The sequence below is a fragment of the bacterium genome (assembly GCA_030652805.1).
GTDB lineage: Bacteria > JAHJDO01 > JAHJDO01 > JAHJDO01 > JAHJDO01 > JAHJDO01.
In genome coordinates, this window is sequence record JAUSPT010000032.1 from 117,687 (window position 1) to 138,636 (window position 20,950).

At 36.3% G+C, this 20,950-nt stretch carries 20 protein-coding genes; 1 reads left to right on the forward strand and 19 read right to left on the reverse strand.

The features are described from left to right. Positions 1 to 60 precede the first annotated feature (60 nt). The 9 genes from hisC to gspG all read right to left on the reverse strand — a co-directional run bounded on the left by hisC (position 61) and on the right by gspG (position 7,433). Positions 61 to 1,128: a histidinol-phosphate transaminase gene (gene hisC / locus Q7J67_03145; protein MDO9464272.1), complete on the reverse strand. Its 1,068-nt coding sequence runs from the start codon at positions 1,126 to 1,128 to the stop codon at positions 61 to 63. Next, a complete protein-coding gene (gene hisD / locus Q7J67_03150; GenBank protein MDO9464273.1) occupies positions 1,125 to 2,351 on the reverse strand; it encodes a histidinol dehydrogenase in 1,227 nt (408 codons plus the stop codon). Before hisD ends, hisC begins: the two co-directional genes overlap by 4 nt. Before the next feature lie 57 nt (positions 2,352 to 2,408). Then, the gene (locus tag Q7J67_03155) at positions 2,409 to 2,966 is read right to left on the reverse strand and encodes a GspMb/PilO family protein (protein ID MDO9464274.1); all 558 of its coding nucleotides are present in this window, start codon (positions 2,964 to 2,966) and stop codon (positions 2,409 to 2,411) included. 5 nt (positions 2,967 to 2,971) lie between these two features. Next, on the reverse strand, positions 2,972 to 4,486 hold the full coding sequence (pilM, locus tag Q7J67_03160; protein MDO9464275.1) for a pilus assembly protein PilM: 1,515 nt from the start codon (positions 4,484 to 4,486) through the stop codon (positions 2,972 to 2,974). 73 nt (positions 4,487 to 4,559) lie between these two features. Continuing rightward, complete coding sequence (locus Q7J67_03165) at positions 4,560 to 5,570, reverse strand: type II secretion system protein GspK (protein MDO9464276.1); 1,011 nt, start codon at positions 5,568 to 5,570, stop codon at positions 4,560 to 4,562. Next, on the reverse strand, positions 5,563 to 6,123 hold the full coding sequence (locus tag Q7J67_03170) for a type II secretion system protein GspJ (GenBank protein MDO9464277.1): 561 nt from the start codon (positions 6,121 to 6,123) through the stop codon (positions 5,563 to 5,565). Before Q7J67_03170 ends, Q7J67_03165 begins: the two co-directional genes overlap by 8 nt. Further along, positions 6,120 to 6,470, reverse strand: coding sequence for a hypothetical protein (locus Q7J67_03175; GenBank protein ID MDO9464278.1), 351 nt, complete (start codon positions 6,468 to 6,470; stop codon positions 6,120 to 6,122). Before Q7J67_03175 ends, Q7J67_03170 begins: the two co-directional genes overlap by 4 nt. Continuing rightward, on the reverse strand, positions 6,436 to 6,738 hold the full coding sequence (locus tag Q7J67_03180; protein ID MDO9464279.1) for a hypothetical protein: 303 nt from the start codon (positions 6,736 to 6,738) through the stop codon (positions 6,436 to 6,438). Before Q7J67_03180 ends, Q7J67_03175 begins: the two co-directional genes overlap by 35 nt. A gap of 173 nt (positions 6,739 to 6,911) precedes the next feature. Next, positions 6,912 to 7,433 carry a type II secretion system major pseudopilin GspG gene (gspG, locus tag Q7J67_03185; GenBank protein ID MDO9464280.1) on the reverse strand — a complete coding sequence of 174 codons (522 nt, stop codon included), beginning with the start codon at positions 7,431 to 7,433 and terminating at the stop codon, positions 6,912 to 6,914. On the opposite strand from gspG, the gene Q7J67_03190 reads away from it, so the two are divergent. Beyond that, positions 7,398 to 8,486, forward strand: a complete 1,089-nt coding sequence (locus Q7J67_03190; protein ID MDO9464281.1) for an IS110 family transposase — start codon at positions 7,398 to 7,400, stop codon at positions 8,484 to 8,486. The two genes, gspG and Q7J67_03190, sit on opposite strands and share 36 nt — an antisense overlap. A gap of 305 nt (positions 8,487 to 8,791) precedes the next feature. Here Q7J67_03190 and Q7J67_03195 read toward each other — a convergent pair whose 3' ends face one another. The 10 genes from Q7J67_03195 to Q7J67_03240 all read right to left on the reverse strand — a co-directional run bounded on the left by Q7J67_03195 (position 8,792) and on the right by Q7J67_03240 (position 20,944). Beyond that, positions 8,792 to 10,003, reverse strand: a complete 1,212-nt coding sequence (locus tag Q7J67_03195; protein MDO9464282.1) for a type II secretion system F family protein — start codon at positions 10,001 to 10,003, stop codon at positions 8,792 to 8,794. A gap of 2 nt (positions 10,004 to 10,005) precedes the next feature. Beyond that, the gene (locus tag Q7J67_03200) at positions 10,006 to 11,700 is read right to left on the reverse strand and encodes an ATPase, T2SS/T4P/T4SS family (GenBank protein ID MDO9464283.1); all 1,695 of its coding nucleotides are present in this window, start codon (positions 11,698 to 11,700) and stop codon (positions 10,006 to 10,008) included. Positions 11,701 to 11,720: 20 nt separating this feature from the next. Further along, positions 11,721 to 13,610: a secretin N-terminal domain-containing protein gene (locus Q7J67_03205; protein MDO9464284.1), complete on the reverse strand. Its 1,890-nt coding sequence runs from the start codon at positions 13,608 to 13,610 to the stop codon at positions 11,721 to 11,723. A gap of 17 nt (positions 13,611 to 13,627) precedes the next feature. After that, positions 13,628 to 14,242, reverse strand: coding sequence for a hypothetical protein (locus Q7J67_03210; GenBank protein ID MDO9464285.1), 615 nt, complete (start codon positions 14,240 to 14,242; stop codon positions 13,628 to 13,630). After that, positions 14,235 to 15,047, reverse strand: a complete 813-nt coding sequence (locus tag Q7J67_03215) for an AAA family ATPase (protein MDO9464286.1) — start codon at positions 15,045 to 15,047, stop codon at positions 14,235 to 14,237. The genes Q7J67_03210 and Q7J67_03215 overlap by 8 nt, the downstream gene beginning before the upstream one ends. Beyond that, positions 15,044 to 15,280: a MerR family transcriptional regulator gene (locus Q7J67_03220; GenBank protein MDO9464287.1), complete on the reverse strand. Its 237-nt coding sequence runs from the start codon at positions 15,278 to 15,280 to the stop codon at positions 15,044 to 15,046. Before Q7J67_03220 ends, Q7J67_03215 begins: the two co-directional genes overlap by 4 nt. Before the next feature lie 254 nt (positions 15,281 to 15,534). Next, on the reverse strand, positions 15,535 to 16,935 hold the full coding sequence (locus Q7J67_03225) for a HEPN domain-containing protein (GenBank protein ID MDO9464288.1): 1,401 nt from the start codon (positions 16,933 to 16,935) through the stop codon (positions 15,535 to 15,537). A 69-nt stretch (positions 16,936 to 17,004) separates the two neighbouring features. Further along, entirely contained in the window at positions 17,005 to 17,613 is a 609-nt protein-coding gene (locus Q7J67_03230; protein ID MDO9464289.1) for a MutH/Sau3AI family endonuclease, read from the reverse strand. A gap of 17 nt (positions 17,614 to 17,630) precedes the next feature. Then, entirely contained in the window at positions 17,631 to 18,485 is an 855-nt protein-coding gene (locus tag Q7J67_03235; GenBank protein MDO9464290.1) for a DNA methyltransferase, read from the reverse strand. 131 nt (positions 18,486 to 18,616) lie between these two features. Continuing rightward, positions 18,617 to 20,944 (reverse strand): protein kinase, encoded by a 2,328-nt coding sequence (locus Q7J67_03240; protein MDO9464291.1) that lies wholly within the window; start codon positions 20,942 to 20,944, stop codon positions 18,617 to 18,619. Positions 20,945 to 20,950: the final 6 nt, after the last annotated feature.

Sequence of the window (20,950 nt, forward strand, 5' to 3'; positions counted from 1 at the left end):
TCCTAGATATTTTAACTCCTGTATTACCAATCTCTTTTAGTTGCATAAAATTTTACTCGGCTATATCTTGTGAAATTTTTCTATAACACGAAGAAAGGCATTATTCTCAGATGATTTTCCAACAGTAACTCGCAAACAATTCTTTAGCAATTTATTATCAGCTACATTGCGTATGAGAATACCGCCGGTAAGAAGCTTCTTAAACATAGTTTCTGACGAAATTTTTGGCCTGAATAGAATAAAGTTTGCTTCTGTCGGAAATGTATAGAGCATGCTGTTTTTTCCCATCTCTCCCAGGAGCCTAGCTTTTTCAGAGATAATAATTTTAATAGCTTCATTGCATTTTTTCTTATGTTTTAAGGCTATGATTCCTATGCGCTGTGAAATGGAATTCAAATTAAATGGTAACTTTACTTTGTTAACCTGTTGCACTACCTTTTCCGAAGCTATCATATAACCTATACGACAGCCTGCAAGGCCGTATGCTTTGGAAAACGTTCTTAGTATAACCAGATTATCGTACTTATTAATTAGTGGTAAAAATGTTTTCTTTGAAAATTCTGAATAAGCTTCATCCATTACAACAAGCCCGGATGAACTTTTGATAATACTTATTATTTTATCTTTTGAGAAGCAATTGCCTGTGGGATTATTAGGATATCCGATAAAAATGAGACTGGGTTGATTCTTCTTAATATATCTAAGCGTAGTATCTATATTAATATCAAACTTCTTATCAAGGCTTATAACTTTGCTCTTTGTGTTACATACTGTTGATATTATTCCATACATCGAAAACGATGGATAAAAAACTAAAGAGGCCTTGCTGCCGAAAGCCAGTGTTAATGATTGTATCAATTCATCAGAACCATTCCCCAGTGTTATTCTATCTTTGTCTACTTTTATTTCCCCAGCGAGTAATTCCTTTAGCAGAGATACATCAGGATCCGGATATCTATTAAATGGGTGTTTAAATAAATCCTTCAATATAATCTCTTTCAATTCCATGGGAAAATCAAAAGGATTTTCATTAGCATCAAGCTTGAGCTTACAATCAACTTTTTCAGTTGAATAAGGTTTTAGTTTTTTTATGTTTTCCCGAAGTATTAAGTCAAAATTTGTTTTCACAATTCATGTTCCAATCTTATTAGCAGAGATTTCTTGTGTGCATCCATTCCTTCTAAATCTGCCAGCAAACTCAATGACCTCTTAACCTTCTTTAGTCCTTTTCTACTGTAACAGATAATAGAAGATTTTTTCAAAAAATCATCAATACTTAATGGAGAGGAAACCCTTGCCATGCCCCCGGTTGGCAAGACATGATTTGGCCCTGCAATGTAATCCCCTACTGCTACAGGACTGTATTCTCCAAGAAAGATTACTCCTGCATTCTTTATCTTCTTTGCTAGTTTCTGCGGCTTCGAAACATGAAGCTCCAGATGCTCAGGAGCTATTTGATTTACTATTAATACTGCTTTATCCAGGGTTTTTACAATTAATATCTCTTTCCCTTTATCCAGCGATTTCTCAATAGCTTTTCTTCCAGGCAATAAAGCAACTTGTTTTTTCATCAAAACATTGACTTTATCTGCAACAAGTTTTGATGTTGTGATTAAGATAAACCTTCCGTTTTCTCCATGCTCAGCCTGAGAAATAAGGTCTGCTGTAATATATTTGGGATTTGCATCCTTATCTGCAATAATTACTATTTCACTGGGTCCTGCAATCATATCAATATCAACTGCTCCATAAACTAGTTTCTTAGCAGTAGAAACATATATATTCCCAGGCCCAACAATTTTATCTACTTTTGGGATTATCTTTGTACCAAAAGCAAGCGCAGCAATTGCTTGCGCTCCTCCAACCTTATATACTTCTCTTACCCTTAAAAAATCAAGCACAGCTAATACATATTTATTGACCTGCCCATTCTTTTGTAGCGGCGTAACTGCAATAATCCTTCTAACTCCAGCTAACCTTGCAGGAATAACAGTCATTAATACAGAAGATATAAGAGGCGCAGTACCGCCTGGAATATACACCCCAACATTTTCAATAGGAGTATATTTTTCCCCTAGCAAAACAGTCTTTGGACTACCGCGATACCAGGTTTTTCTTCCATGAATTTGCTTTTTATGAAAGTTCTCTATATTGCGTTTTGCTTCTTTTACTGCTTTGAGAACTTCACCTGCCAGAACAGACCTTGAGTCTTTTATCTCCTGTTTTGAAACCTTTAATTGGCTTTTCGTTAATAAAACCCCATCAAACTTCTTAGTGTAGCTTAAAAGCGCCTTATCACCATTGATTCTGACATCATCAATAATCTTTTTTACTGTTTGCTCTATATTCATTATAACCTCTTTTCATAACTATACTTGTATACCTCAGTAAACCCCCGTCTGTCAAATCTATGACAGTATTAAGATCTTACCAATACTTAATTTGCTTCTTATCATATTGGAATTCATTTCCTTAGCTTTTAGTCCTATTTGTTCCACCTTGAGTATTTGCGAACAAGTTTGAATATTATAGATAAATTGAACAAGCGAGGACATCTGAGCCTCGCATTCAACCTCAACAGCCAATTTTTTATATCCTTCATTTTCTCCTGAGGTATCAATGAATGACACAGGCTTCATATTTAAGATACTTACATGATTATTTCTTGCAGCAGATTCTATTTCGCGAAAAATTCTGGCTATCTCCTCTTCCTCAGACCCTTTCTGCTTCACTCTATCAGCATAAACCTCATACTCAGAGAAAACCTTTTTTCTGTTTTTTACAGCTCTAATATTCTTCATTAAACTCATTCTCTTTATCTGAATTTCCTTATTCGCCTTTAACCATTTCTTAGCTATAGGTTCAAATATAAAATTATACAGTAATGCGCACGCAATAATCGCCGCACAAAGGTAAAAAACGCCCTTCTCTCTCTTTGAAAGTGCAGCCATGGATTTTATTAACATTATTTTTAGCTCTCTATTTCACATTGAATATAAAAATCTGCAACTTCCATATCGCGAAGTCTTCGCATGTTAGAAGACTTTAACTGAACATTCTTAAAGTAAGACGACTTTTCCAGTATGTCTATAAGGCCTAATGCATCGGATAATGCCTTAGACTGCCCTTTTATTTTAAGAGTATTGTTGAGCTGGTAATCAAGGATTGATAGGGAAATAGTATCAGGAATTATCTTATGTAATTCATACAGAATATCTAAACATGAGTTTTTAGTATCTATTTGTTTCTTTATAACACGCAGCCTGTTAGCGCGCTTATTAACTTCTTTAGCAATTGGATCAGTTTTCCCGATCTCTATATCCAGCCATTTTGATGTATTCTGTTTGTCATAGATGATTCTTGTAGAAATACCTAAAATAAGAAGTAATATACCCGCGCATTGAGAGGCTAAAACAAGATAATGTTTTCGCTTTTCTCTGACTTGCCTCTGCTTTTTTATTCCATCCGGTAAAACATTAAGCAGAACATTAGGAAAGTTTCTAATCAAGCCTATAATTGAACACAAAGAAGTTTCATGTTGATTTGCAATAGAAAATTTTTCTTCCTGCAATGTTAAATTCTCTACAGGATTAAATATTTCCACAGGCATGTTAAAACTCTTGGACAAATTCTCCACCAGTTTATTATGAACTTTTCCACTTAGAAAAACACTTGTTATCTCTCTATTATCTTTCTTATAAGAATTGAGAGATTTTGTTATTTCTTCTAAAAGGAATTCTTGTGTTCTGTTCTCAGATAGAGAAATATTCCTCGTATAAACTAATTTCCCATTAAATATCACTTGAATATCAACTGAGAACATATCTATATCAATAAGGGCAACTGGTTGATTTATCTCAGGATGTTCTTTGATAAAGGCAGAAGCTGTAGCTTGAGAACTTAATTCAATATATTCTGGATTTAATTTCAGATTCCTTAATAACTCAAGCTGCTTGTTTATAACATCTTGATGGACAAGAACTAGCATTACCCTGGAATAGCCATCTTTATTGCTTCCTATAACCTTAAAAGCTGTAACAAGTTCCTCCTTAGAATATGGAAGCTGCTTTTCAGCTTGAAATTGCACCATATGTGCTATTTCTCCTTCACTAATTGACGGCAGATTTAAATATCTGACTGTTACAAGACTTCTCGGAATACAAGCTATAACCTTTTTAGGCTTGATCATCAGATTATTGATTATATGCTTAAGTTTCTCTTGCTTTTCATCATTGTTTTTAATCTCTTCTGTTAAAAGAGTTATAATTTTTATCCTGGATTTTCTCCACTCAGAAATACCCTGGACAACCTTTATGCTATTTTGGCCTATTTCAATCCCTGTAATTACACGTGTGTTTATTAAATTAGACCATAGAGGATAGATTTCTGACCATAGCGTCTTAGCTTTTTTCTTCGTGTAAATCCGAAATTCGAATATCGAAATCCGAAACAAATTCAAAATTCTAATTTTAAAAATTCTAAACATTGTTTTGAGCATTTGGATTTTTGTTATTTGATATTGTTTCGTATTTTGTGCTTCGTGCTTCGAGTTTGATTTTTTAACTTTCATGCCAGTATTCTATCTTTATATTATTATCTTCTTCTCTTTGTAAAACAACATCCACTTTTTTTGCAAGCTTACTATTATTTAACACACTTGTCACATTTGCTGTAAAAACACTTGAACATACTGTTAAATATTCTGTTTGTATGAGAGCAGTTAATATTTGCCTTTGTTCAGATGTTAATTGTTGATAATTATTTAAATTCGGGATAATACTCTCAAGTGTCTTGAAAGAATATAAATCCTCCTCTCCGCCATCCTGCCCTCTGTAGTCCAAGATTTGCTGCGTGAGCGTATCATCCATTCCCAAAGCAGCAAAGACTTCCTTTCCAGCAGTGTTTATATTAATCTTCCCATCTCCATAAATTGTGATATATGGTTTTAGCTTTTTAAATATCTCAGCCGTAATTCCCCTTATCAAATACATCTCCTCTAAACACTCAATTAAATCGTTTTTACAATTATAAGGTACACTTAACCCCTGATAGAAATCTTCTTCTCCATCTCCTAAAGAATCTGAATCAAGCCAGTCAACAATATAGTCTGCAATTACTGTATCTATATCAACTATCTCAAGAAGTTTTTTTATCTGGCTTAATCTAACTCCATCAACAACACCGTCTTTGACAAGTTTGTTAATATTAAGCCTTCTCTCCTCGTCAATCATCCCATATACGCTAGTCATGTCTTTATTATCATCTTCAATCTGATAACTAACTGTAAATGTGCCATCTCCTACACCTGCATTCTTAAATGCTTCTGGATTATTACTCCATGAATCATTAAGAGAGTCGTATATATATTCTTCCTCTGCTTTATCTCTATTTAGTTCATAACAGGCTCTCTTGATACCTGCCTTACATATATATAAGTTCTTGAGACTGCTGATATGATACTCAGTAAGCTTTATACCAACAGCTGTGTGATGGGCAAAACTAATTGCTAAAAGAGAAAGAATAGCTAAAATCCACAAGGTTATGATTAGGATAGAACCACGCCTATTCATACGTTATCCCTGTATCAAATATTGGAATTTCTGTTATTGCCTCAAGAATATTATCCTCTTTACTCCTAATTGACAATTTCACTGCATATGGCAGGCTGCCTTCTTCCCATGAATCTTTCCATTCTTTCTCTACATCACAATAAGAAAAAATTAGTTCTTGAATGCCAGAAACCAGCTCCCTTTTCTTGTTTTGTCCTCTTAAACTCTCAGGATATGTCTGGGCATCTCTCATTATGTTACCGCTATCCAAATAATAGCTAACTTTATAGATCTGAGTTATTAGATCCTTATCTTGATACACATCCCTTATCACGGGCATTGAAATATTGTGCTTTTCTCCCTCAAACTTAATCTCAGAAAACCTAGTCACGTTTCTCAGGTCTTTTGTCATCCTATTAAGTGCCATTTGCGAAGATTCAGGGAAACGTGTTTTCGCATCACCTTCATTCCATACCTTGATGCCTGAATACAAAGTGCTGTATACTGCGCTGACAATTACAGCAAAAATCAGAATTGCAATTAACAATTCCAATAATGTGAACCCTTTTCTCATTCTTCAGTCTCTCTTTCAAGATACGTCACCAGAGTTAATTTCTTTTCAATATTATTCTGATCCCATGACACGCTCAATACGGCTTCACTCAGGTCAGTATCTTCAATAACATTTGTATCCAGTTTCCATCTGTATTTCTCATCTTCTCCATGTGTATCTTCTAATCCATTTTCTATATCCCACATCTTTCTTTCTAAATAAAAGCCGGCATCTACGTAATTTACAATTGCTCTTGTCCCATTCAAACAGCTAACAAATGAATGTATGATGATTACTAAACCAAGAGATAAAACAGCTACTGTTATCATTACCTCAAAAAGAAGAAAACCCTTTGAATATCTTGACATAACCTGTGGTCTCTTTATTGGTTAAAGTATAAACTTCGCCATCTGCGCCTGATAAATGTATTGTTAATTCATCAGCTCTTCCATCTTGATAAAATACTGCATACGGTTTAGCACACTCCAGAAGTATGTTGGTGGAGAACCTCCTTTTTCTACCAAGCTTGTTATTTAGTGCAATAAATTTTTCTGGATTTAAGGGGTCTTTTGCTACACTGACCCAGTATTCTTTATTATTAACATCAAAATCTATCCTGTGAATTACCTGCTCCATAATTGCTCTCTCCTGCACATACTTAGTGAGCTTCGATATATCCCGACACAGGTTCCTAACCTGCAAATTATCAAAAGTATGTCTAAACAAAGGAGTAGATATTGCTGTAAGGATACTGAGTATGCTAATAACTAGAATCAACTCAATAAAGGTAAACCCTTTCTCCCGCATCTTCATTCGTTTGACGCACTCTCTTCCCAATTAGTAATATCATCCCCTCCGCCAACTACTCCGTCCGGTCCACAGGAGAAGAGGTCATAATCATCGCCATGCTCTCCAGGACACTTGTACTGATATGAACTACCCCATGGATCCGCTGGCATTTTTTTCTTAATATAAGGTCCCTTCCATGTCTCAAGCTCTGAAGGTTTCTCACGTAATGCATTAAGCCCCTCTTCAGACGTAGGATATCTACCATTATCCAGTTCAAATAGCTCCAAGGCTACTGCAATATTTGCTTCAATATCTGCCTTCGCCGCTATAATCTTTGCCTGTTTGGACCTGCCTGCAAACCTTGGAGCCACCATTGCAATAAGCACACCAATAATAATAACAACAAGCATAAGCTCTATCAGAGTGAAACCATGTATTTTCTGTGCTAGGATTGAAGAACGAAAACGATAAACAGGTAATTTAACCTTAAAACAGGAGGAAAAGGAATGGATACAATTACGTATGCTGGTGTGGATCTTCATAAAGATTCGATGACTATTGCTGTAACTAATTCTCTTTCTAACGACCCTTACAACGAAGCGAAGATTACTAAAATTCACTGTAAATGCGTTAACAAAGTCTCTGCCTTTTTTGCTGATCTTCCTCATCCATGTACAGTTGCTGTTGAGGCTGTTGGCTTCTACCACTGGTTCTGGGATCTGGTCAGTCCTCTTGCCTCTGATATCTATCTCCTGAATGCTGTTGAAGTCAGACGTTACGCAGGCAGGGACCCTAAGACTGACTCCAGAGATGCCAGACTTATTGCGCGGCTTCTTGCTTCCAACGAAATTACTCATAATAGCAAGCTCTCTGTCTTTGTCCCCGACAATAACCTCAGACCTATCAGAGAACTTGCTCGCCATCGTCATCAAACTGCCCGTTCCCTTGCTTGCTCTAAAAATAGATTCAGACGTATCACTCTCAAAGAAAACCTTCCAGGACCAAAAACTCTTGACGCTCATCATGCTCTTCGCTGGATCAGAGGCTTTGAAAACAAAACTTCTGATATCCATAAATTTCAGCTTAGACAGCTTACTGATCAAATAATTTCTTTTGAAAGAGATGTATCTGATATTGAAAGACAAATCCTTGACCTTACTAATAAAGCTGGTTATCAACCTCTTATGAAACTCCTTCAAACAATCCCAGGTATTGGTGATGTAGTTGCGTATACTATTATTGCAGAGATCGGCGATTTCTCCAGATTTCAAACTGCTGGACAAATCGCCTCTTTTGCAGGTCTTACTCCCAGAGTCTTTCAAAGTGGTGATTCCTGCAGGCATGGCAGTATTAATAAACAAGGACCTCCTAATCTTAGATGGGTTCTTCAGCAATCTGCATGGGTGGCTATTAGACACAGCGAATTTATTAGAAAAATATTTAATAAAATTAGCAGGAAAGCCGGTAAGAAAAAGGCCGCTTGCGCTATTGCCAGAAAAATTCTTGTCTGGAGCTGGGCTATGGCTAAGAACAATACGGCTTTTAATAAAGACTTTATTAATAAAGATAAAGAAAAAACGGAAAGGGCAGCTTAATAATGAAAATATTTCATACTCTCTAGGATTACACCTGCAGCAGTGACCTTGAATTCGTTTATGAGTAAAAGGCTCAAGCCGTAAAGCTCGATAGCGTGAATAAGGCCTGCTGCAGGCGTATTTGTTCTCGTGCGGCTCTTGACCGCGAATAGTTGATTGCGACCTTTGAGAGGTTTTGAGAATATGAAATACTACATTAAAAAGCTGTGAAATTGTTATGTGAAAGTTTTTAAATACGCATAGAAAATCATAGTTAAACCCTTTTTTTGACATTTGAACTTTGATTTTTGACATTTATTTTCCTCCTAGTGTATTAAAATATTTATTTGAAATATTGGTAAAAGCATACTTATTACTATAAACCCTACAATAGACCCCATAATAAGGATCATTGCAGGTTCCAGTAATGAAGTTAAGGTCTTTGTTGCTCTATCAACCTGGCGAGCATATGTATCAGATATTTTCAATAAAGACTTCTCTAATGCCCCACCTTCCTCTCCAACAGCAATCATGTTTGTTGCAAAAACAGGAATCCACAGTCCTCTCCCAAGGCTGGCTGCAAGTTTATTGCCTTCTGAGACATCTTTAGCAGCTCTTTCTATCTCTCCGGATATAGCCCTATTAGTAATAGTATTCTTTACTATGTTCAGAGACTGCAGAATCGGTACTCCATTTTCAAGTAGGGTTGCAAGAGTTCTAGAAAAACGGCTTACTTCAACCTTTTGAATAAGCTTACCGACCAGAGGAATTGCAAGCTTCCACCTGTCAATTACGAGACCTCCTTCTTTTGTATTCTTTAACCGTTTAAAAAGAATTATAATTAGGAATATAACCGCGACGGGCACCCACCAGAATTCAACAATGAAATTACTTGAAGACACTAAAATCTGGGTTGGTAAAGGCAGTCTTTGTCCCATATCTTCAAACATAACCACCAATTTAGGAATTACAAATGTCAAAAGCACTATAATCGTGCCTATTCCGGCAAAAAACATAAGTATAGGATAGGTGAGAGCCGCTTTTATCTTTGATTTTATTTCCTCTTCGCTCTCATAAAAATCCGCAAGTCTCAATAGAACGCTCTCTAATATCCCCCCTGTCTCGCCGGAAGCAACCATATTAACATAAAGTGGAGAAAAGAGCTTTGGATATTGATCTAAGGATTCAGATAAGCTCTTGCCATCCTTAATATCAGTGTATATTTCATCCAGAACGGCGCTGAGAAGCGTATTGTCTGCTTGTTTAGATAATATGGCTATCGATTCTAAGAGAGGAACCCCAGCATCCAATAAATCTGATAATTGTCTGGTGAATAAACTAATATGCTTTAAACCGATACGCTGAAAAATTCCAAGGCTGGACTTAAAGCCTTTTTTCTCTTTACCTGCACCTATAGACAAGACAAAATAGCCCATTTTATCCAGTCTGCTTAATGCAATGTCCTGATTTTCTGCTTCAATGACTCCTGATATTATTTTTTTAGGACCATGTTTCGCTTTGTATGAGAAAACAGGCATCGCTATTTCTCCTCTTGCTGCGTTACTCGAAGAACTTCTTCAATAGTAGTAATTCCCTTACAAACCTTGCCCAATCCATCCTGACGCAAAGTCTTCATTCCCTGAGAAATAGCCTTGTCTCTGATTATATTAGCTGATACCCGCTTTACTATAAGTTCACGGATTTCATCATTAATTACCAGCATCTCATGTATTGCAGTCCTACCTTTGAACCCTGTAAATCTACACTTCTCGCATCCTTTTCCCATGAATATTTTTGTTTCCTGTGGTATTCCCAAACTTTTTTTCTGTATAGTAGAATTTTTTACGATCTCTTTGCAATCCTCGCATATAACTCTCAGGAGTCTTTGCGCTATCACACACTCAAGAGATGATGCCAATAAATATGCCTCTATTCCCATGTCAAGAAGCCTTGTCATAGCTCCTGCAGCATCATTTGTGTGCAGTGTAGAGAAAACAAGGTGTCCTGTAAGAGCTGTTCGTATTGTTGTTTCAGCTGTCTCAAAATCCCGTATCTCTCCTACCATCATAATGTCAGGATCATGACGAAGCATTGAACGCAGGCCTCTAGCAAACGTTAGATCTATTTTTGGTAACACTTGAATCTGAGAAATCCCCCTTAACTGATACTCAATTGGGTCTTCTATTGTAACTATTTTTTTCTCACTATCGTTTATTTCGCTTAAACATGCATACAATGTTGTAGTCTTTCCACTCCCTGTAGGCCCTGTCAGGAGAATTATTCCATGTGGCTTATGTATCACAGATTTCAAAATTTCGAGATGTCCTGAAGAAAGACCCAAGACATCCAATCCCAGAAAAACATTGCTGGATAGTAACCTCATATTCACACTTTCCCCAAAAGACGTCGGAAGAACTGATATTCTTAAATCCAGCTCAGCATTTCCTATCTTTACTTTTATTCTTCCATCCTGAGGCATACGTCTTTCAGCTATGTTGAGAGAGGACATTATTTTTATTCTGGAAACCAGAGCCTCTCGAAAGTGCTTAATAGATTTAGGCACCTTTGCGTCATGCAGTATGCCATCAATACGGTATCTTATACGCAACTCGTCTTCATATGGTTCTATATGAATGTCAGTAGCTCTATCTCTGTATGCTTCTAAAAGTATCTGATTAACAAACTTTATTATAGAAGCATCTGCAGCTAGCTCTTCTATATTATCAACAGAAGGCTCCACCATTTTTATTGCCTCCGTTTGAGAGGTTTGCTTCATCATTTCCTCTATAGTTTCAGCGCCAATGCCATAATATTTTTTTAAACCCTTCATAATATCTAACTCACCGGCAAGCATTGGTTTGATCTTATAGCCAAGAAGTAATGTTAAATCATCTATAAACTCAAGATTTGACGGATCAGTTAATGCAACAGTTAACACCTTCCCTTCCAATTTGATAGGAATCAGCTCATAGTGGCATGCAAACTTTGCAGGAACCTTTTTTATTACATCCGGGGGAATAGTAAGCTTCTTTATCTGAATATATGAAATATTTAGTTTCTTGGATAAAAGAGGCAAAACTTCTTCTTCGGAAGCGATTCCCATTTTAACAACTGTGCGGCCAAGGAATTCTCCCATCTTCTGATGCTGCGATAAAGCCTGCTCTAGTTGCTTATCTGAGATAATATCATTTGCAACAAGCAGCTCACCTAAACGCAAATTTTCTTTAAAAAGCATGATATATCCTTTCTAACTCATCAATAGTGTTTTTCTGTCTCTTCATGAATAGTAAGCTCTTTTTTCTTAGCATCATCAAGAAGCTTAAGTATGTTGTCTTCGTGCTTTATTTCATCCTTTGCTTCTTTCTCGGCGGTAGTTAGCAAACCATATTCTCCAGTGACTATATGTGGCGTAAGAAAAATCACTATTTCCTGCTTAATTATCTCCTTATCTATCTTGCCAAACAAATACCCAAATATAGGAATTTTTCTAAAAAAGGGAATCCCGCTGTTTGCGTCTGTTAACTCATCTTTTATAAGACCTGCCATAACTATTGTAACACCATCCTTTACCATAACTGTTGTTTCTGTCTCGGATTTTGAGACTATGGGTATAGTATTTCCCTCAGATGTTGTTACAGTGCCTGAAACTGAGCTTACTTCAGGCTTGATCTTCATTGTAATAAAACCATGTTCATTTATTGTTGGTGTAACAGAAAGCGTTACTCCTACATCAACATTTGTTACACTTTCTGCAGTCTCTGTTGTGGAAGAGCCCTGTGAGACAGTAGTAGTAACATAGGGTCTTGTTTCTCCTACATGTATTCTGGCTTCAGCATTGTTGATAACAGTTATTCTCGGGCTCTGGAGAAGATTTGTCTTACCGATTGTATTCAGTGCCTGAAGAAAGCCTGTATATTTATCTACAGCCAGCTTACCAAGAGAAAGGGTCATACCAGGAGAAAAGCTATCCTTTGCAGCCAGTTCAAATTTACCTATGATCTCTGCGCTTTTGTTCTTTGAGAAAAGATAATCCCAGTTTACGCCCATTTTGTATTCATCAGTTAGAGTGATCTGGATAATTCTTGCTTCAATTAATACCTCTCTTGTTCTTGCATCAGCAGCCCTGATTATTTCAGAAAGTTTTCCCATATTTGAAGGCAGGTCTGTTATGATTATTTTATTTGTCGCCTTATCTCCAATGACACTGCCAATATTCTTGGTAACTTCTTTTGCAAGTTTTGCTTCTATATCTTCAACCTTAGCATAATTAAGTTCAAATACTTCTGTAACTGTTGCGGCTCTAGAATCACATTCCTCAATAACTCTTGCTGCTAGTTCAACGTTTTCCGGTACATCAATAAGTATAATCTTACCTGCTTTCTGGTCTATCTGAATATGTCCCTTGCTGGAGATAATTTTTTTCAGCTTTCCCTCCATCTCCTTAGGATCTGTATACTCAAGTATAAAGGTTTTTGTGATATAAGGACTATCTAATTCCTTAATAATTTCGTCAAGTCTTGATTCTGCGTTAATAACATCATTTATAATTAATGTGTTTGTTCTCTCATCAACAACAATTCTCCCAATCTTTGTTTTCATCTGATCCAGTGCTTTTTTTACATCAGTAGCCGTTGCATATTTTAGCTGATATATTTTAATTTCCCTCGGATCTTTGAATTGCCTGCCATGAATTGTCTCATATTCTCTCTCAGTCATTACTTTAATAATATCCCCTTTTTCTTCATAAGCAAGGTTATTTGTCTCAAATATCATTCTGAGCACATCCCATGCCTCCACATTTCTTAAAAAGATACTTATTTTCCCTTTTACACTATTACTGGCAACAATATTCACTCCGCTTTTTTTAGACAGAAGCTTAAATGCTTCCAGGATATCCATATTCTTGAGTTCCAAAAGAGTGATCTTTGAAGAAGATATATTGTCTGTCTCTTTGATAGATGTTTTTGGAGACGTTCTGATGGGCATTTTTAAAGGCGTTTTTTTTACCTCTGGAGGTGTTCTCTCAGCTTCTTCAAAAGATACTAGAGGAGGCGCCTCTAAAGGTTCTTCAGTTTGGGAAAACACTGATATTTTGGGTTGAGTACAAACAAATGCTACCATCAAAAACAAAACTATTATTCTCATAGTAAACACTCCTTTTTTTATAGAAATAAATCTATTGTTTCTGTTCCATAACTTAAAGTAACACTTGATTCTGAAATTTTGCTGACTTTTAACTCTCCCACAGTACTTCCTTCATTAACATAATGAACACTTTTTGTCTTTCCGTTTTCTATAATTGCCTGAGGGCTCTCATCTAAGACTATTCCAACCAGATTTAGATCCTTTACAAGCTGCTTCATATCTATCCCTACCTCTGGCAGAATAACAGGACTGGCTGTTAATTGCTTAAATAGATTACGCTTTTTTGCCATTGATGAATAGAATGAAGATGGTTCCAAATTCTGGATTTTTAGATCAATTTGTTGCTTTTTCTCTATGCTTTTTAAGGAAACGACTCTTGAGCTTGGGATTAATATCTCTTCTGATGTTCCAGGTCTTATCCAGATATAAGCTGCATAAATAAGAAGCACAAAAACAACAACAGAAAGTATTTGATTAATTGACATGACTGGTTTTGTTTTTAATATAGAAAGCACCTGTTTTAACCGATCAGAGCGAACCGAAAATTTTACAAGCTCCCTAGAACCTGTTTGCTCCTTTTTTTCTCCTCTTATTAATCTCAACAATCGATCTTCAGGATGAAAGTTATTCATTACGCTCAATAGTTTTAAGAACAAGTTCTTTATCAACAATCTTCTTGCCCTCTATAATCAAATTCTCTAATGTATCGTGACACAATAGGGCTATTCTTCTGGGATATCCAAGAGAGTATTTATATATCTCATCCATAGCGTCATCTGTAAAAACATCTCTAAAATTATCCACTCCTGCCTGCCTGAGACGAAACAGAATCAGTTTCTTTGTATCCTCCTGGCCTAGAGGGTTGATAATATATTTTAAACTAACTCTGTCAGTAAAATTCCTGACATGTTTTATCTTAGGAAGCAATTCCAGCTGAGCCATGATAATAAGCTGTAAGAGCTTATATTTATTAGTTTCATAATTCAAAAGAGTGCGCAAAATCTCCAAAAAAGGCAGTGACAGCTTTTGTCCTTCATCAATTAATAGAACTATTGTTCTCTCTTCATCTACGCCTTTCTGGAACAGGTACCTTTCAATAGCATCCTGACAATCCATTGCTGAACGGATGCCTTCATTTATGCCAAAACGCCTTGCTAAGGAATTAAGGAATTGAAATTCTGATTTATAGTTTGGATTCAATATCATATGAAAAATAAAGCTATTTTCGTTATGAAAAGATTGTATAAGAATTCTGCTCAATGTAGTCTTTCCAACACCAACATCCCCAAGAATTAAGCTTAGTCCTCTTTTTAGGCGAATTGCAATCTCAAGTCTTCTTAATGCACTGCCATGTTCTCGCGATTGATAAAAGAAATTAGGATCCGGACTCGTAGAAAAGGGTTCTTCTTTTAATCCTAATTCATTAAAATAACTCATTTTAATGCCTCTTCTTTTATCCTGCTCTGTATTTTCCCTATAGAAATCCCCTCTTTTCTCAATCTTCTTATTTCAGCTAACTGCTTAACTGTAGAATCATCAAAGTATCTGTAGTTTAATTGAGACGTTCGCCCAACTTCTTTTATTAAGCCAAGTTTTAAGTAATACTTTATTGTATAAACAGAGATACTTGTCGCACATGATAAGTCTTTAACAAGATAAATATTTTCCATAATTCCAATCTACTCTCTAGGTGAAGAGTAGTTTAGCAAAACACTCATTGCTTGTCAAGTCAGTCTGTTGTCCCCTCAACCGCCTGCTTGAACTCACCCTGACCCTCTCTCCCCCTCAACCGCCTGCTTTAGCTGGCGGTTATTGTAGGGGTATTGTAGGAGCACAATATCTTGTGCCCAATCTCGTTTGTCATTCTACGATTTGATTGGGAAATTCAGGTGGTTGAGGATTTGAGTGTGTTTTTTCTGTATTTTTATTTTGGTCGCAGTTTTTTTGTTTGAAAGTATTTGTTGATAGCATTACTTTTCGTCTCACATTTAATAATAAAATCATATTCTCGAATTATGCCCATCAAACTCCAAACAAGAGCTATCTTCAAAGCAAGCAAATCTTCCCAGCAGTTTTTATTTTCCTCAAAATCTTTGCCGTGGTGAATAATTTTATTACGCCAATCTAAAAGTTTTCTATATTTGGCATAGTTTTCAATTCTTTTCTCAAGATCCATTGAGGTTAATAATGAAACGTTTTCTGCTATAATATGACTGTTGGTACCTGATTCTCCTGTAGAAAACAACGTCTCTAATGAGATGAAATAGTCGAGTGCAGAATCCGTGTTGTCTTCTTCTATAATTGCCCTAAGAAACCAGTCGAGAGAACGAAGTATTTTCTTTGGAAGCGTTTTGTTCTGAGATTCTATGCAAATTTGGTTAAATTTTCCAAGATGACATTTATTCATGAGTTCTGTTACTGTTTCGTTAGTTATAATTATTTTTTCCCTTGAAAGCATTAATTTTTCAAATCGTGTATTAATTTGTATAATTGCCTTTTCTTTTCCTATTTCGTGTATAAAATATTTCTGGTATCCAGTTTGATTGTTTGTTACAAAAAGTCCTGTAGTAACAGTCTCTTTTTTTATTTCAAACCCCTTTTGCGCATTTCCAAGAAATGTGTCACAGACATGCAAAAAGGAGAAAAGTGTTTTAAATTCAGTCAAAGCATGTTCAAATACTGATGAAAGCTCATCGCTCAGGTGAAACCCATTAATATTTATCTCAAGAGCTGTATGCCCTTTCAATGCCTCTCGTTTTAGTGGGGATGAGATAGATGGAAATAACTTGGAAAAATCCAATCCCCCTTCAATATTTTTAGGTAGTTTTTGTATGTAACCGTCATCAACATCGTTGAGAGATATGTTCCCAATTTTTAATTTTTTGGGACCATGTAAAATTACCAGATCAGTAAAAAGCAATACTTTATACTTGGCGCTATTTTTCTTGAGAGTATCTTTAATAAATTTTTCAGCAAAATAAACATCTTCTTGTTCTAGATACTTGTTTAACACGTCAGTAGGCGAGTGCTCTCGAGAAATTATTCGCTTTGTTAAGTTATGTATTAGTGAACGATAAAGGGCTGAAGCAGACGCATTATTAATTTTTTCTTTATATTTAGGTAGTTCGTCAATGACAAAATTTTTAAACGCATAGGGAAGATAGAGAAATTGTTTGTTGTCGTATTTTAAATTTCCATCGAATACATCTAAACTTTCTCTCTTTTCTTCATCAAATGAATTTTCAAGTCCAATGCAATTTAAACCGATTCGTGTGATAGCAATTAATTTGTGTTCAAATTTATTCTTTCCTTTGAAAATTTTCACGCTTTTTCTCCATCTGATGTCTACTTTAAAGCAAATCGGGAAAATGTCAGGTGGAACGATTTAATAGAATCATATTTTTATAAACTCTTTGAGAAATTTTGGTCTTGCATAAAAAGCTCTTGATGTAGATCCATGACCTGCGCCTTTTGTTCTTGGCTGAATATAAACACCCATTGCACCTGTTAATGAATCAAATCCCCGAGAAGAATCAAGCAAAGCGTCTCTAACAAGATCATAGTCTGCTTTTACTGCTTCGTACAAGCTATCGTGCAAATCAAATTCAACGATAGAATGAATATAGCTTGGATCATTTACGGTATTCCCAACTATTCTTGCGACAACAACTGCTTTTTTAAGCTTTGCCAACAAGTGACTATCCTTAAACTTTTTCTGACAAACATTGACAGGATCAATCATCGTAATAGCCATAGTCTCTTTGAATGCAAGTTTTCCACTCTTTAGATATTTCAATGGAATTGATTTTAACTCCCAAGAACCAAAATTAGGTGATTGGGCAGAATTTATAGGCAATTCTAAAAACCGCTCAAAGACATGACCAGCCCAACCTTTATTTACTTTCATGTTTCGATATATAGTAATTCCATATTCATTAGCTAATTCGTGAAGTTCTTTACCTACAAGTTGCTGTAATTTCTCTACGGCTTCCGTTCTTTTCATTTTTAATTTCTCCTACATTATGGCAATAAGCCGTATTCACTTTCTTTTTCTCGAACTTCATTATTTGAAGATAATGATAATTTATTGTTAACAAGCTCGTCTTTCAACCTTGGAATAGCATACTTATCAAAATATTCCTGTTCCAAATCTATGCCAGCAAATTTGCGCTTATGTTTTAATGCTGCGACTCCAGTGGTTGCACTGCCACAAAAAGGGTCTAATATGATGTCTCCTTCATTACTTGTGGCTAATATCACTCTTTCTAATAAGGATTCTGGTTTTTGAGTTGGGTGCTTACCATATTTTTTTTCGCCATTTTTTGGTGTTCCAATCGCCCAAATACTTCTCATCTGCTTTTTGGATTTCTTAATAAAATCATTTGGGAAGCAGCCATCTCTCATTACATCATAATTAAAAGTATGTTTTGCTTTTTTATCTTTTCTAGCCCATAACAAAGTTTCGTGACTTGCTGTAAACATTCTGCACGAAAGATTAGGCGCAGCATTTGGTTTATACCAACAAATATCATTTACGATATGCCAACCTTGTTTTTGAAGGGCGAAACCACACGCATATATTGAATGATAAGTCCCTGAAATCCATAAAGAACCATTTGGTTTCAATACACGTTTACACGCTTTGATCCAGTTATAATGGAATTTGAAATCTTCTTCTATCCCTTGGCTTTTATCCCATTTCCCTTTGTTGACACTCACTCTTTTTCCAGCATGGCAGGTAAATCCGTCATTTGACAGGTTGTATGGCGGATCTGCAAAAATCAAATCAATGACTTTTTCTGGCAGTTGGTTGAGTGTTTTAACTACATCGCCAAGAAATAATCTGACGTTTATTTCTTTAAAATAGGCTTCCATTCTTTATTCCTAAATTTTTCTCTTCTCTCAATACCTTATTATACCCCACCATCCCAAAATCATAAAGGATAAATTAAGGATAAATGGAGAAGGAGGAAGGAAAAGGGCACAGATAGATTATGAAATACTCTCTATTGCGGAGGTCTAAACTTCTGGATTCTGCTATTGATAAGTTGACGTCTATTTCCAGTATCAGTTACATAAACATATCCTTTTGAGTCAAAAGCTATGCCGGTTGGTGAATTAAATTGACCGTCACCTCCCCCACGGCTTCCCCACTTAGTTATATAATTGCCGCTTGCATCAAAGACCTGAATCATATTTGCAGCACTAACTACAAACATATAGCCATTATTTATAGCTATTTTTTGCGGCCGCTGCCCAAGTCTACCGAACTTTAATAGAAAATTCCCTGCACTGTCAAACTTCTGAACATTGCCTAATTTATAATCCAGAGCATACACATTTCCTGATTCATCTGCTGCTACATCCCATATATAGCTAAACTGCGAATTGCCCGCGCCGCGTTTGCCCCAGGCAGTCAAATAGTTCCCATCTTTATCAAATTTTTGTATTCTGTAATGCCGGGTGTCTGCCACATAAACATTCCCCTCTTTATCTACTGCCACACCACGGGGTTGGTCAAGTTGACCTTTGCCATGCCCCCGCTTCCCAATGCTTGCAACCAACGTCCCTTCCGGACTAAACTTATTAATGGAATATGTGGACATATTACAAATATAAACATTGCCCTCTTTATCAATATCAATATCCATTGGTCTGCCAATATCCTTATTCTGCCAGGCTGCCAAAAGATCCCCTTTGGGACTGAGTTTAAGGACACTGCTGTTTTGCTTGCCTACTGTATCTATTACATAAATATTATCTGAATTATCAATTGTTATACCCTGAATAAAATTTATCTGCGTATTCTGGCCAATAACACTATCAAATCTAAACAGTCCTCCTATTGGAATCTTCTTGCCGACAGGCCAAATCACTTTGTCTTTATCTACCTTAGCTAATTTCTCTTGCTTTTTCTGCTCCTTCTCCTCTACTCGTTCTTTAGGCTTTGCTTTTGCCTGCATTTCTGCTCTAATAATTCCCTCCATGGCAAGACGTTTATACTCTCTGGCTTCTATATTGTCAGGAGAAAGCTCCAGAACAGCTTCAAAATTTTCTATGGCTAATTTGTATTCACCGGAATTTTGCGCGCCTAAGTTGAAATGTATCTTTCCCCTGGTAAGACTTGACTTTATCTTCTCTTCATTTTTCTTTCTCATCTCCACCAATCGCGAATCTTCTGCTTCAAGGACCTTTTTCTTTTCCGGCTCTTCTTCTTTAGTAACGACAGGTTTCTGCGATTCTATGTCTTTAGCGATTGTTTCTTCTACTTTCTTTTCCGCTGTTTTTACTTTATCAATAGTGGACTTTTCAACAACATGCGGAGAAGGAATGTCTTTTTTGCCGGTACTTATTGCTATGTAAATACCAATAATTATAACCACTAACAAAACTGCTGGAACAATAGCCTTGATTGGTATCTTTGTTTTCTTAACAATATCCTTTGCCATAACAGTGACTCCTGCATCTCCAGGAATAGCTACCGTTTTGCCATCAGCTGTAGCAGGCTGACGAAGAAGCCTCTTAAGGAGTTGTATAACATCATTCATATCCTGATAACGCTGATTCTTATCTTTTTTCATGCACTTTAATACCATTTCTTCTGTTTCAAGAGATATCTTGGGATTTTTAGCGCGCGGGCTGGGAATATCCTCATGCAGGTGTTTATAAGCAGTTGCAAATGGATCCTTGCCTTTAAAAGGGAGTTCCCCGGCTAACATGCGGTATGAGAGAACTCCAAAAGCATACATATCAGATTTGGAATCAACACCCGTGCCCTTGACCTGCTCAGGGGACATGTATTCCGGAGTTCCTATACTCATCCCTGTTTTGGTTTTAACGCTTGAATCCTGCACTTTGGCAATACCAAAATCCATTACCTTTATACTGCCGTCCGCTGCAATCATGATATTGCCGGGCTTAACATCGCGGTGAACAACTCCATGCTTATGAGCGTAGGAAAGAGCCATTCCAACCTGCTGCAGGATTTCTAAAGTAAAATCCAATGGAAGCGCTTTCTTTCTCTTTAACAACTCATCCAGTGTCTCGCCTTCAATGTACTCCATAATAATAAAATAATTGCCTTCCAACTGTTCAGTATCATATACTTGTATAATATTACGGTGATTCAGCTTGGCCACAGATAAAGCCTCCTGCTTGAACCTTGTTACAAAATCCTTATCTGAGGCTAGATTTTGAGGCAACATCTTCATAGCTACAGGACGATTAAGAGAAATCTGAATTCCCTTATACACAATCCCCATACCGCCTTCCCCAATCTTTTCTACAATCTTATACTTGCCTACAATCTTCCCAACTAAATCTTCTTTTGACATAACTAA